The sequence below is a fragment of the Streptosporangium sp. NPDC006013 genome (assembly GCF_040614275.1).
Taxonomy (GTDB): Bacteria; Actinomycetota; Actinomycetes; order Streptosporangiales; family Streptosporangiaceae; genus Streptosporangium.
The window spans coordinates 1-12,578 of sequence record NZ_JBEXUE010000296.1; the positions used below are offsets into that span (position 1 = coordinate 1).

The 12,578-nt window shown below is 71.2% G+C and carries 12 protein-coding genes; 9 read left to right on the forward strand and 3 right to left on the reverse strand.

Features of this window, described 5'->3' with window-relative positions:
- The 4 genes from ABZ260_RS33900 to ABZ260_RS33915 form a co-directional block, all read left to right on the forward strand.
- A partial coding sequence (locus tag ABZ260_RS33900; RefSeq protein WP_355625904.1) for a methyltransferase domain-containing protein occupies positions 1–1,200 on the forward strand: 1,200 nt, incomplete at its 5' end.
- Positions 1,201–1,255: 55 nt separating this feature from the next.
- Positions 1,256–1,762: a winged helix-turn-helix domain-containing protein gene (locus ABZ260_RS33905; protein ID WP_355625906.1), complete on the forward strand. Its 507-nt coding sequence runs from the start codon at positions 1,256–1,258 to the stop codon at positions 1,760–1,762.
- Between the two features lie 43 nt (positions 1,763–1,805).
- A complete protein-coding gene (locus ABZ260_RS33910; protein ID WP_355625908.1) occupies positions 1,806–2,594 on the forward strand; it encodes a M23 family metallopeptidase in 789 nt (262 codons plus the stop codon).
- A gap of 303 nt (positions 2,595–2,897) precedes the next feature.
- Positions 2,898–3,728 (forward strand): phosphoribosylaminoimidazolesuccinocarboxamide synthase, encoded by an 831-nt coding sequence (locus ABZ260_RS33915; protein ID WP_350961475.1) that lies wholly within the window; start codon positions 2,898–2,900, stop codon positions 3,726–3,728.
- Positions 3,729–3,813: 85 nt separating this feature from the next.
- On the opposite strand, the gene ABZ260_RS33920 is transcribed toward ABZ260_RS33915, so the two are convergent.
- The gene (locus ABZ260_RS33920) at positions 3,814–4,617 is read right to left on the reverse strand and encodes a protein phosphatase 2C domain-containing protein (protein WP_355625911.1); all 804 of its coding nucleotides are present in this window, start codon (positions 4,615–4,617) and stop codon (positions 3,814–3,816) included.
- Positions 4,618–4,701: 84 nt separating this feature from the next.
- Here ABZ260_RS33920 and ABZ260_RS33925 point away from each other — a divergent pair, with 84 nt between their 5' ends.
- Positions 4,702–6,645 (forward strand): N-6 DNA methylase, encoded by a 1,944-nt coding sequence (locus tag ABZ260_RS33925; RefSeq protein ID WP_355625913.1) that lies wholly within the window; start codon positions 4,702–4,704, stop codon positions 6,643–6,645.
- Positions 6,646–6,670: 25 nt separating this feature from the next.
- Entirely contained in the window at positions 6,671–7,564 is an 894-nt protein-coding gene (locus ABZ260_RS33930; RefSeq protein ID WP_350928038.1) for a serine/threonine-protein kinase, read from the forward strand.
- Between the two features lie 136 nt (positions 7,565–7,700).
- Here the strand turns inward: ABZ260_RS33930 and ABZ260_RS33935 are convergent, their stop codons facing one another.
- Positions 7,701–8,363 carry a methyltransferase domain-containing protein gene (locus tag ABZ260_RS33935; protein ID WP_355625915.1) on the reverse strand — a complete coding sequence of 221 codons (663 nt, stop codon included), beginning with the start codon at positions 8,361–8,363 and terminating at the stop codon, positions 7,701–7,703.
- Between the two features lie 134 nt (positions 8,364–8,497).
- Between ABZ260_RS33935 and ABZ260_RS33940 the strand changes: the two genes are divergently transcribed.
- From ABZ260_RS33940 to ABZ260_RS33950, 3 genes are all read left to right on the forward strand, one after another.
- Positions 8,498–9,775 carry a sensor domain-containing protein gene (locus tag ABZ260_RS33940; RefSeq protein ID WP_355625917.1) on the forward strand — a complete coding sequence of 426 codons (1,278 nt, stop codon included), beginning with the start codon at positions 8,498–8,500 and terminating at the stop codon, positions 9,773–9,775.
- The gene (locus ABZ260_RS33945) at positions 9,748–10,407 is read left to right on the forward strand and encodes a response regulator transcription factor (protein ID WP_350928044.1); all 660 of its coding nucleotides are present in this window, start codon (positions 9,748–9,750) and stop codon (positions 10,405–10,407) included. Before ABZ260_RS33940 ends, ABZ260_RS33945 begins: the two co-directional genes overlap by 28 nt.
- A gap of 109 nt (positions 10,408–10,516) precedes the next feature.
- A complete protein-coding gene (locus tag ABZ260_RS33950; RefSeq protein ID WP_355625919.1) occupies positions 10,517–11,356 on the forward strand; it encodes an MBL fold metallo-hydrolase in 840 nt (279 codons plus the stop codon).
- A gap of 7 nt (positions 11,357–11,363) precedes the next feature.
- On the opposite strand, the gene ABZ260_RS33955 is transcribed toward ABZ260_RS33950, so the two are convergent.
- On the reverse strand, positions 11,364–12,578 hold a 1,215-nt coding region (locus ABZ260_RS33955; protein WP_355625921.1), incomplete at its 5' end, for a cbb3-type cytochrome c oxidase subunit I.

Below are 12,578 nucleotides of genomic sequence, written 5' to 3' on the forward strand. Positions count from 1 at the left end.
CCGATGGCCGCGCACCAGGCCCTGCTGTTCCGGCAGTGGAGCCCGCGGGTGACCCTGTTCCTGCACACCGCCCCCAAACCCACCGACGAGGAGTACGAGCAGCTGGCCGCCCGGGGCGTCACGCTCGTGGAGGGCGAGGTCGCCGCCCTGGAGACGACCGGCGACCGGCTCGCTGGCGTCCGGATGCGCTCGGGAGAGCTCGTCCCCTGCCAGGCCGTGGTGGTCGCGCCGCGCTTCACCGCCCGAGCCGGCGTGCTCGCCTCCCTCGGGCTGGAGCCGGTCGAACAACTGGCCGGCAGCCACGTCATCGGCAGCTACGTGCCCGCCGACCCCACCGGGGCCACCTCGGTGCCGGGGGTGTGGGTGGCCGGCAACGTCGCGGACCTGCGCGCCCAGGTGATCATCTCCGCCGCCTCGGCGCTGAACACCGCCGCGGCCATCAACGCCGACCTCATCGCCGAGGAGACCCGCCACGCCGTCGCCGCCCACCGCGGCGGGCCCGAGCCCCGCTCCGACCACGCCGAGCGGGCGCCCGGCGACCACCACCACCACGCCCCGGCCGAGAGCACCGCGAGCATGTTCGACGAGCAGGCATGGGAGGAGCGCTACCGTTCCCGTGCCGTGGTCTGGAGCGGTCGCCCCAATCCCCAGCTCGTGGCCGAGAGCACCGACCTGCCCTCCGGCACGGCGCTCGACGTCGGTTGCGGCGAGGGGGCCGACGCCCTCTGGCTGGCCGAACGCGGCTGGCGGGTCACGGCGGTGGACTTCGCCACCACCGCCCTGCGGCGCGGCGCCGAACAGGCCGGCGCCCTCGGCGCCGAGGTGGCCGGGCGGATCGACTGGGTGCACGCCGACCTGACCGCCTGGACACCTACCCCGGGGCACTTCGACCTGGTCTCCGCCCATTTCATGCACCTGCCGGGGGCCCAGCGTGAGGCACTGTTCGCCCGGCTGGCCGCCTCGGTGGCCCCCGGCGGGACTTTGCTCATCGTCGGCCACCACTTCTCGGACCTGGAGACCACGATGCCCCGGCTCAATGTGCCCGACATGTTCTTCACCGCCGAGGAGATCGCGCACTCCCTCGACCCCGACCGGTGGGACATCCTCGTCACCGACACCAGACCGCGTCCCGCAGCCGACCCCGAAGGCAACGAGGTCACCATCCACGACGCCATCCTGCGGGCCCGCAGGCGCCCGTGACCTGCCACATCTCTCCGGCTTTTGACAATTGTACGTAATTACGTAAAATCAAAGAATGGAACTCGAGGAGCGCGTCGCAGAGCTGGAACGCCGGCTCGCGGCGCTTGAGGGGGCGGGCGCCGGTGGGGGCCACGTCCGGCCCCAGGACGCCGACTTCTGGGCGCTGGAGGGGTTGAAGGCGAAGCTCGCCGAGAACGAGGTCGCCCATGGCGGCGTGCTGTTCACCGGGATGGTCCGGCTGCCGACGAACGAGCTGTACGAATGGCAGCAGGCCCTGCCCACCGACGCGCTCCTCGACGAGAACTGGTCGGACGCCGCGGAGTCCTTCGCGGCACTGGGGCATTCCGTACGGATGCGCCTGCTCCGCGAGATCCTCGGTGGTCGCCGCACCGTCGCCGAACTGACCGCGCTCGACGGCCTCGGCACCACCGGACAGGTCTACCACCACCTGCGCCAACTGATCTCCGCAGGCTGGCTGCACAGCACCGGCCGGGGCGGCTACGAGGTCCCCCCGGGGCGGGTCGTCCCGCTGCTGGTGGTGCTGGCCGCCTCCCGGCCCTGAACCGGCCCTGAACCGGCCCGACACGCGATCCGGAGGGATCTCCATGCGCAGAACATCCATGATTCTTTCCCGCTGCTGCTGGGTGATCTTCTTCGCGCAACTCGTGGCGGGGTTCTACTTCGACTTCTCCTGGCTGTGGGGCTGGATCCCGCTGGGTCTGGCGATCGTCCTGCAGTTCTTCGCGATGACCCGGCAGCCCCGCTCACCCGGCACCCCACCGGCCATCGAGATCGACCCACCGGTCACCGGTCGCTGGTCAGCCCTGAACAGCCCGGCCGACAAGGTCCCCAGCCACGGCACCCACGCCTACGGCCAGGCGTACGCCGTCGACATCGTGGCGGAGCCGGAGGACCGGCCCAGGCCCCGCTTCGGCTGGTGGCCCGTCGTCCGCCGCAACCGCGACTTCCCCGCCTTCGGCGCCCCGTTGCTGGCCGTCGCCGACGCCACCGTGGTGCGCGCCGTCGACCACAACCGCGACCACCTCAGCCGCAACTCGTTCCCCGCCCTGCTCTTCCTCGCCTTCGAGGCGATGTTCCGCTCGATGGGCGGCCCGAGCCAGGTCGTCGGCAACCACGTCGTCCTCGACCTCGGCGGTGGCACGTATGCCATGTACGCCCACCTCCGGCGCGGCTCGCTGGCCGTCCGCGAGGGTGACCGGGTCCATCCGGGCCAGCTGCTGGGCCACTGCGGAAACTCCGGCAACTCCACCGAACCGCACGTGCACTTCCAGCTGATGGACGGCCCGGACCTGGAGGTGGCCCACGGAGTCCCCTTCTCCTGGCGCGGAGTCGGCGTACCCGGCAACGGCGAGGTCTTCTCCGTCCTCCCGTAGGGGACCTTCTCACCTCCGGCCAGGCCGTCGCGCGAGACGTGGCTCAGACCTGCCACTCATCGCCGCGGAGCGGTTCGACCGTTCCGCCGTTGTGGTGAACGCCGGCGCCGGTGACGTCGGGACCGCCGACCATGAGGTCGATGTGCATCGTGACCACCGGGTAAGGGGCGGCTCGGAAGGCTGATCACGAGGCCATCCCGGGAGGGCGCGGAAGGGGTGCCCGGTTGCCGGGTCGTCGCCGAACGTCGAATACGGTGAGCAGGTGTCGGTCAGCGACCGGGTCGAGCGAGAGCAAGGACAGCAGTGAAGCTTCTTCATTCAGGGAAGGTCCGCGACGTCTACGAGGACCGCGGGGACATCATCCTCGTGGCGTCCGACCGGGTGTCGGTGTACGACGTGATCCTGCCCACGCCCATCCCCGACAAGGGGAGGATCCTCACGCAGCTCTCGCTCTGGTGGTTCGAGCAACTCGCCGACATCGTGCCCAACCACGTGATCTCGGCGACCGACGTACCCGCCGAGTTCGCGGGCCGTGCGGTGCGGTGCAGGAAGCTGGAGATGGCGAAGGTCGAGTGCGTCGCGCGCGGCTACCTGACCGGCGGCGGGCTGAAGGAGTACCAGGCGCACGGGTCGGTCTCGGGCGTGCCGCTGCCGCCCGGCCTGCTGGACGGCTCCAAGCTCCCCGAGCCGATCTTCACCCCGTCCACCAAGGCACCGCTCGGGCAGCACGACGAGCCCATCTCCTTCGACGAGGTGGTCGCCCTGGAAGGGGCCGAGGTCGCCGAGGAGTTCCGGCGGATCACGCTGGAGATCTACCTGCGAGGCTCCGAACTCGCCGCGGAGCGGGGCGTCATCATCGCCGACACCAAGATCGAGCTGGGCTGGGACTCCGAGGGCACGCTCGTGCTCGGCGACGAGGTGCTGACCTCCGACTCCTCCCGCTTCTGGCCCGCCGACCGGTGGGAGCCCGGCCACGCGCAGTTCTCCTTCGACAAGCAGTACGTGCGTGACTGGGCGACCAGCACGGGCTGGGACAAGAAGGAACCCGCTCCGGAGGTCCCCGCCGAGGTCGTGGAGGTCACCCGGGCGCGCTACATCGAGGCGTACGAACGCATCACCGGCAGAACCTGGTAAGAACACCTGGAGATCCCCACCAAGGCCGTGGACGCCACCCGAGCACGCCGATGCTTCCCCGACGTTCGGGGAGGCAGCGGGGTCCCTACAGGGAGAGTTTCCTCTCGACCGCGGCGCCCACGATGGTCGGTTCCACCGGGGCGGAGCCGGCGGGCACCCCGAAGTCGGCCACGATGCAGGTGATGTTGTCGGGGCCGCCCCCCCGGTTGGCGAGGTCGATGAGCCAGCGGGCCGCCTCGTCGGGGTCGGAGATCTCGGTCAGCGTGTTGAACAGGGTCTCGGGACCGACCACGGCGGTCAGGCCGTCGGAGCAGAGCAGGTAGCGGTCCTCCGGGTAGGCCTCGCGCAGTGACAGGTCCAGCTCACCGTCGCCGGTGCCCTCAAGGACCCGCAGCACCATTGACCGGCGCGGGTGCTCGGCGGCCTGCTCAGGGGTGATCCGCCCCTCGTCCACCAGCGACTGGACCAGGGTGTGGTCATGGGTGATCTGGTAGAGGGCGCCGTCGCGCAGCATGTAGGCCCGGGAGTCTCCGACATGGGCCAGGGCGAAGGTGGCGCCGTCCCAGAGCATCGCGGTCAGGGTGGTGCCCATGCCGCGAAGCGTGGGATCCTGCTCGCTCATGTCGCGCAGTGTGTGGTTGACGTCCCTGGCGGCGTCCTTGAGCGCGGCGAGCAGGTCGACACCGCCGGTGGGAAGGGTGTCGTCCAGCGCCGCCATGGCGGTGACGGCAAGTGAGCTGGCGACCTCTCCACCCGCATGACCACCCATGCCGTCCGCTATGGCGAGCAGGCGCGCGCTCGCGTAGCCCGAATCCTCGTTCGCCTCACGGCGGACCCCCACGTCGGAGCGGGCCGCGTAGCGCAGTGCCAGTGGTTGGTTCAGTGCCATGAAGGCAGTAAATCATTGGTTGAAGCACTTCACAAGCAAAGACGTTGTAGACCGTTGCGGCACAGTCAACTACTGTGGCCCAACATGGAGGAGCGCCAGGAGATCACCGTGAACGCGGGCGACATCGCCCGGCTTGCCGGGGTCGGCAGGGCAGCGGTGAGCAACTGGCGCCGCCGCCACGAGGACTTTCCCCAGCCGGTGGGCGGCACCACCTCCAGCCCGCTGTTCTCGCTGCCGGAGATCGCCGTGTGGCTGCGCGCGAACGGCAAATCCTTCGAGGTCTCGCTCGGCGACCTGGTCTGGCAGCGGATGCGCACCTCGGTCGACGACCTCAGGCTGGGCGAACTGGTGGCCAAGGTCGGCGCGTTCCTGCTGTTCCTGCGCCGCGAGCCCACCGCCTGGCGTGATCATGGAACGAAGTCTCTCACCCGCATGGCCGAGGTGACGACCGATCTCCCCGGCTCCGCCGATCTTCGCCTGGACGATCTGGCCCTCATCCGGCTGGTCGCCGAGCTGGCCACCGAACGCGACCCGCTGGAGGTCTTCGAGTTCCTGTGCGAGCGCTACGTCGAGGCGCACTCCCGCCAGCTCTCGGTCACCAGGGACGATGTGGCCGAGCTCATGGTCCGGCTGGTGGTGCGGGAGGGGGACGTCGTCCTGGACCCGGCATGCGGTGTCGGAACACTGCTGCTGGGCGCGAACACCTTGACGGCCCGGCGGGGAAGCGCTTCGACCGGCGGGAAGACCGTCCTGATGGGGCAGGAGGTCAACGAGACGAACGCGCTGCTCAGCGCGGTTCGGGTGCTGCTGCGCGGGACCGAGGCGCGGATCGTCGCCGGTGACTCGCTCCGCGAGGACGGCCTGGCCGGTGACGTGGCCGACGCCGTGGTCTGCGACCCGCCGTTCAACGAGCGGGTCTGGGGTCACGAGGAGCTCGCCGGCGATCCGCGCTGGGAGTACGGCCTGCCGCCGCGCGGTGAGTCCGAGCTCGCCTGGGTACAGCACTGCCTCGCCCGCGTGCGGCCGGGCGGCCTGGTGGCGATCCTGATGCCCACCGCCGCCGCCAGCCGGCGTCCGGGCAAGCGGATCCGCGGCAACCTGCTCCGGGCGGGAGCGCTGCGGGCCGTGGTGACGCTGGCGCCCGGCGGCCCCGACCTGTGGATACTCCGCAGGCCCGACGGCGGGCGCCCGCCGTCCCAGCTGCTGGTGGTGGACGCCGGCGAGGACCTGTCGGTCGTGGAGCCCGCCTGGCGCGCGTACCTGGAGAACCCCGAGGCCGAGCTGTCCGGCGAGAGCCGCACGGTGCGCATCATCGACCTGCTCGACGACGAGGTCGACCTCGCCCCGGCCAGGCACCGCCCGCAGCACAGCGGCCTCGACTTCCCGCGCGACTTCACCGAGGCCCTGGCCAGGTTCATGGAGACCTCGGCCACGCTGTCGGAGGCCACTCCCGCCCTGGAGCTGCTCGCCGAGCGGCAGGACCTGCCGACCACCACGGTCGGCGAGCTGGCCAAGGCGGGGCTGATCACGATCCTGCAGGCGCCGCCGAGGATGTCGGCGGACGAGGGCCCTCTCCCGGTGCTGACCGCCGACGACACCGCGGCGGGCGCCTCACCCTCCGGCCGTACCACCCTCGACCCGGCACTGATCATGATCAGGCCCGGCGACGTGGTGACCACGGTGCTCGGCGCGGTCAGGGTGATCACCCAGAGCGGAGCGGCGCTCGGCCCGCAGCTCACGCTGTACCGGGTCGACCCGCAGCGGCTCGACTCCGGGTTCCTGGCCGGTTTCCTGCGCTCGGCCGACGCGGCCAGGGTCCATCCCAGTTCCAGCCGCCTCGACGTGCGACGGGCGAGGGTGCCCATGCTGCCACTGTCCGACCAGCGGATGTACGGCACGGCCTTCCGCGAGCTGTTCGAACTGGAGGACAGACTGCGCGCGACGAGGGCGCTGGGGGAAACGCTGATCCGGCTAGGCTTTGACGGACTGGTCGACGGCCATCTCCGGCCGTGCGACCAAGGGGCGTGATGCCCGCACGTCCAGGGGAGGGTCGATGGTCATCGGCGACCGATACGTGCTCGACGACCTCCCTCTCGGCCAGGGGGGCATGGGGGCCGTCTACGGCGGCCATGACAGGCATCTCGACCGCAGGGTGGCCGTCAAGTTCCTGAGGTTCCTCACCGGCCCCGACGAGGAGCTGAAGCGGCGTTTCCTGCGCGAGGCCCGCATCCTGGCCAGGCTGGAGCACCCCGGCGCACCGGTCCTGTACGACTTCGGCACCTTCGACCAGCGACTGTTCCAGGTGATGCAGTTCATCGAGGGCGTCACCGTGGCCGACGTGGTCAGCGAGCACGGCCCGCTCCCCGTGCCCTGGGCCGCGGCGATCGCCGCCCAGGCCTGCGCGGTGCTGACCGCGGCCCACGCGCTGTCCGTCTGCCATCGCGACCTGAAGCCGACCAACCTGATGCTCTGCCCCGACGGGAGCGTCAAGGTCCTCGACTTCGGCCTGGCGGTGCTCCGCGAGGCCGACTCGACGCAGTTCACCCGGGTCGGCCAGATTCTCGGCACCCCGTCGTACATGGCACCCGAGCAGATCCAGCGCGGCCTGTCCGGCCCCCGCAGCGACCTCTACGCCCTCGGATGCGTGCTCCACGAGATGCTGACAGGCCGCCAGCTGTTCACCGGTCCCACCGAGTACGCCGTGTTCGAGCGCCAGGTGAAGGAGCGCCCGCCCGAGGTCCCGGGGGTTCCCGCCGAGCTGAACCGCCTCGTCGCCGACCTGCTGGAGAAGGACCCCGACAACCGTCCCGCGGGCGCCGACGTCCTCTACGAGCGGCTGCAGCCCTTCGCGGTGGACCTGCCGATGCTCCCTGGCTTCCTGCACCCGTCGTCGGTGCCGAGCCCGGGTCGGATGTACGCACGGATGGTCGGCCGGGTCCTGGCCTGACGGTCCGGACCGTCCCTGCGGAAGCGTGTCCCGGCGGGCTGCGGTCTCCCTGCCCGTCCGGGCCATTGCCGCGCCGGGTGCCCACCGGTTTCCACGGCTCCTGGTTCGCCGACACCGAGCAGGCCGGGTGGGTCGGTCACGAACGGCGCGAGCGGGACCGGGTCCCGGGGAACCCCCCGGAAGGCGGGAGAACGGGGACCGTCGGTCTGCGGCACACGTACGCCACTCCGGGGGGCAGGTTGCGCCAGATGGGCCCGGTGGTCAGCACCTCGTCGAAGGCCGACCGCAACCGCAGGCGCAGGGCCCTGGCCCCGGCGAGCGGCAGGGCCGACAGGTAGGTGACGGTCGTGAACGCCCCGGACGGCGCGAGCGCCCGGCCGACGCCCGCCAGGATCCGCTCCTGCTGCTCGCCGGGGAACAACGACCAGGGCAGCGTGCTGACGACCGCGTCCACCCGATCGACCCCGGCATCGGTCAGGAGCGCGCCGAGGTCGGCGGCGTCGCCCTCGATCGTCTCCATCCAGGGTTTCGTCCGGCGCAGGTGCGCGGCCATGCCGGGGTCGATCTCCACGGCCAGCTGGCGGGACCCCGGGGCCAGCCTCGCCCGGATGGCCTCGCTGATCGGACCGGTGCCGGCCCCCAGCTCCACGACCACCGACGGGCCCAGCGCGGGGACCACCGCGCTGAGCGCCCTGCCCAGCGCCGGGGAACTCGGAGCGATCGCGCCCACCACGCGCTGCCTGCGTACCGCCGCCGTCAGGAATGCCCGCAGGTCCGCGGGCGCCGCCGTCTTGTTCATGGTCCCCATCAGACCGCCGCGGGGGCGCGGCCCGCAGGACACCGGAGCCTAGTCTTCCGGGTATGGCCAGCCATACCGTCGGAGTAGGCCAGGCCCGGTAGAGGCCATGCCCGCACGGACCGTACTGTCGGTTGATGCGATCGCAGGCGGCCTGGCAGGCACTCACCCGATGGAACCTGCTCGCCACGTGGTGGCCGTGGCGCTCGTTGGCGTACCTGCTGACGAGCATCCTCGTCGGCGCGGTCATCCTCGTGGTGGTCCTGGTCTGCCTGGCCGGCGGCGCGGTGCTGGCGCTGGTGGTGGTGGGCATCCCGTTCCTGGTGGTGCTGGGGCTCAGTGGCATACCGGTCGCCGCGCTGGAGCGCCGCCGCCTGCGGATCATCGACTCTGAGCCGGTGGAGTCGCCCCACCGCGAGCCCGACCGGCCGGGCCTGCGCGCGTGGGCGCGGCTGCGCTTCAGCGAGCAGGCCACCTGGCGGGAGCTCGCCTACACCGGCCTGCTGGTCATCGTGCTCTGGCCGATGGAGCTGATCTCCCTGGCGTACGGGATCGCCGGGCCGGTGATGGCCATGTGCGCGCCCATCATCCTGGCGGAGGTCGGGCAGGTGCGGCTGTTCAAGTTCTGGCTGATCGACAGCAGTCCCGAGGCGTTCCTCGTGGCGCTGCTCGGGGCCGTCCTGCTCGTGCTGTTCACGTACCCGCTGACGGCACTCGCGGTGCTGCACGGGCTGGTGGCCCGCGCGCTGCTCAGCCCCCGGCAGAGCGACGAGGCCAGGCGGGTCGTCGAGCTCACCCGGTCCAGGTCCCGGCTGGTATCGGCCTTCGAGGCAGAACGCCGAAGGATCGAGCGGGACCTGCACGACGGCGCCCAGCAGCGGCTGATCTCGCTGACCATGACGCTCGGCCTGGCCAAGCTCACCCGTGGGGACGAGACGGCCGAGCTCGTCGGCAGGGCGCACGAGCAGGCGAAACTCGCGCTGGCCGAGATCCGCGACCTGATCAGGGGAATCCACCCGCAGATCCTCACCGACCGGGGACTGCCCGCCGCCGTGGCCGACGTCGCCGACCGCTCGCCGGTGCCCGTGGAGGTCACCATGGCGCTGCCCGCGCGGCTGCCCGAGGTGGTGGAGTCCACCGCGTACTTCGTGGTGTGCGAGGCGCTGGCGAACGTGGCCCGGCACAGCGAGGCCCGGCGGGCCACGGTCACCGGGCGGCTGGACGGCGCCCGCCTCGTCGTGGAGATCGGCGACGACGGCGTGGGCGGCGCCGACGCCGCGGAGGGGAGCGGGCTGGCCGGGCTGGCCGACCGCGTCTCGGTCGTCGACGGGAGACTGGTACTTTCCAGCCCGGCCGGTGGGCCGACCCTGCTACGCGTGGAGATACCGTGCACTCCGATCGATCCCTCAAGGTAGTCATCGCCGAGGACGGCGTGCTGCTCCGCGAAGGGCTGGCCGAGCTGCTCGCCCGGTTCGGGCACCGGGTGGTGGCCACGGCGGGTGACGCCGTACGGCTCGTGGAGGCGGTGCGCGAGCACACCCCCGACATCGTCGTGACCGACGTGCGGATGCCGCCCGGCTTCACCGACGAGGGCCTCAGGGCCGCGGTCGCGCTCCGCGCGGCGGACCCGCGCCTGCCCGTGCTGGTGCTGAGCCAGTACGTCGAGCAGACCTACGCGGCCGAACTGCTGGACTCCGGTGACGGCACCGGGGTCGGCTACCTGCTCAAGGACCGGGTCGGCGACGTGGAGGAGTTCGTCGACGCGCTGTGCGGCGTGGCCGGCGGCGGGACGATCGTGGACCCCGAGGTGGTCAGGCAGCTGCTGCGCCGCCGCCGCGATCCGCTGGAGCGGCTGTCCCCCCGCGAGCGGGAGGTGCTGGCCCTGATGGCCGAGGGCAGGTCCAACGCGGCGATCGCCAGGGCCCTGGTGGTGTCGGAGGCCGCGGTCGGCAAGCACATCGGCAACATCCTGACCAAACTCGACCTGCCTCCGGCCGAGGACGACCATCGCCGGGTACTGGCGGTGGTGACGTACCTGCGCGGTTGAGCGCTCCTCCGGGGAAGGGGCCTCCCGCCGGGTCGCGGCGCGGAAAACCGGCTTCCGCCACGGGCGAGGATCGACGCCGCGAGGATCGCGACCGGGGAGAATACGACCCGTGGAAGGTCGATGGGTCGAGGTGGCGGACCGGGTGCTGGTGCGGCGATACGCCGAGCTGGACCTGTCGGTGGGGCTGGTCGTGGGCGACGGCGGTTGCCTGGTGGTCGACACGCGGGGAGACGAGCGGCAGGGGGCCGAGCTGGTCTCGGAGGTCAGGCGGGTGACCTCCGCCCCGTGGGCGGTGGCGATCACCCACTCGCACTTCGACCACAGCTTCGGTACCCGGCCGTTCCTCGACTGCCCCGTCTGGGCGCACGAGGGCTGCCGGACCGACCTGGCCGAGAACGGCGGCCGGGCCAGGGACGAGTGGGCCCGCCACTACCGGGATCGGGGACGCGCGGACATCGCCGGTGACATCGCGAAGACCGGGATCGCGCTGCCGGACCACCTGGTGACCGGCCGGGCGGAGCTGGCCGTCGGTGGTCGCCCGGTCGTCCTGGCCCACCTCGGCCGCGGCCACTCCGGCAACGACCTGGTCGTCCACGTGCCGGACGCCGGCGTGGTCTTCGCCGGGGACCTGGTGGAGAACGGCGCCCCACCTGCCTACGAGGACGCATATCCCCTCGAATGGCCGGCCACCCTCGCCGGGCTGCTCGACCTCCTCGGCGACGGCGGCAGTGGCGGCAGTGGCGGCAGTGGCGGCAGTGGCATTGTCGTCGTCCCCGGCCACGGCGACCCGGTCGACCGCGCGTTCGCCGCGGCCCAGCACGCGGAGATCACCGCCCTCGGCCGCCTGTGCGAGCGGGTGGCGGCGGGCCTGCTCTCCCCCGCCGACGCCGTACGCCTGTCGCCGTACCCGGAGGAGACCACCAGGACCGCCCTCGGCCGCCCCTGTTGAGCGCGGCTCAGATCTCCTTCTGGAGCCCGGCTGTCGAGTCGAGCCGGCGCGGCCGGTCCCCGATCCTCGGGTGATGCAGGTCGAAGGCCGGCCGCTCCGAGCGGATGGCCGGGATCGAGGTGAAGTTGTGCCGGGGCGGCGGGCAGGAGGTGGCCCACTCCAGTGAGTTGCCGAAACCCCACGGATCGTCCACGGTCACCCGCGGGGCGCGGCGCGCGGTGTGCCAGATGTTGTAGAGGAACGGCAGCGTGGAGGCGCCGAGCACGAACGCGCCGATCGAGGAGACCAGATTGAGCGTGGTGAACCCGTCGATCGGACTGTAGTCGCCGTAGCGGCGCGGCATGCCCTGCGCGCCCAGCCAGTGCTGGACCAGGAAGGTCACCTGGAAACCGATGAACAGCAGCCAGAAGTGCAGCTTGCCCAGCTTCTCGTTCAGCATCTTGCCGGTCATCTTCGGCCACCAGAAGTAGAAGCCCGCGAACATCGCGAACACCACGGTGCCGAAGACCACGTAGTGGAAGTGCGCGACCACGAAGTACGAGTCGTGCACCTGGAAGTCGAGCGGCGGGGAGGCCAGGATGACCCCGGTCAGCCCGCCGAGCAGGAAGGTGACCAGGAATCCGACCGCGAACATCATCGGTGATTCCATCGATATGTGCCCGCGCCACATGGTGCCGGCCCAGTTGAAGAACTTCACCCCCGTCGGGACGGCGATCAGGAACGACATGAAGGAGAAGAACGGCAGTAACACATGGCCGGTGGCGAACATGTGGTGCGCCCACACCGTCATCGACAGGCCCGCGATCGCGATGGTCGCGCCGACCAGGCCGATGTAGCCGAAGATCGGCTTACGGCTGAAGACCGGGATCACCTCGCTGATGATGCCGAAGAACGGCAGCGCGATGATGTAGACCTCCGGATGGCCGAAGAACCAGAACAGGTGCTGCCAGAGCAGCGCTCCCCCGGTCTGCGGGTCATAGATGCGGGCGCCGTGACTGCGGCTGGCCTCCAGGGCGAGCAGCGCGGCGGACAGTATCGGGAAGGCGATCAACACCATCAGACCGGTCAGCAGCACGTTCCAGGTGAAGATCGGCATGCGGAACATCGTCATCCCGGGGGCCCGCATGCAGATGATCGTGGTGATGAAGTTGACCGAGCCGAGGATCGTGCCGAGACCCGCCATCACCAGGCCGACGATCCACAGGTCACCGCCGACCTGCGG

Excerpts from the sequence above, each read along its gene's own strand:
- ABZ260_RS33905 (WP_355625906.1), top strand. The coding sequence starts at position 1,256 with ATGGAACTCGAGGAGCGCGTCGCAGAGCTGGAACGCCGGCTCGCGGCG.
- ABZ260_RS33910 (WP_355625908.1), top strand. The coding sequence starts at position 1,806 with ATGCGCAGAACATCCATGATTCTTTCCCGCTGCTGCTGGGTGATCTTC.
- ABZ260_RS33925 (WP_355625913.1), top strand. The coding sequence starts at position 4,702 with ATGGAGGAGCGCCAGGAGATCACCGTGAACGCGGGCGACATCGCCCGG.
- ABZ260_RS33920 (WP_355625911.1), bottom strand. The coding sequence starts at position 4,617 with ATGGCACTGAACCAACCACTGGCACTGCGCTACGCGGCCCGCTCCGAC.
- ABZ260_RS33930 (WP_350928038.1), top strand. The coding sequence starts at position 6,671 with ATGGTCATCGGCGACCGATACGTGCTCGACGACCTCCCTCTCGGCCAG.
- ABZ260_RS33935 (WP_355625915.1), bottom strand. The coding sequence starts at position 8,363 with ATGAACAAGACGGCGGCGCCCGCGGACCTGCGGGCATTCCTGACGGCG.
- ABZ260_RS33940 (WP_355625917.1), top strand. The coding sequence starts at position 8,498 with ATGCGATCGCAGGCGGCCTGGCAGGCACTCACCCGATGGAACCTGCTC.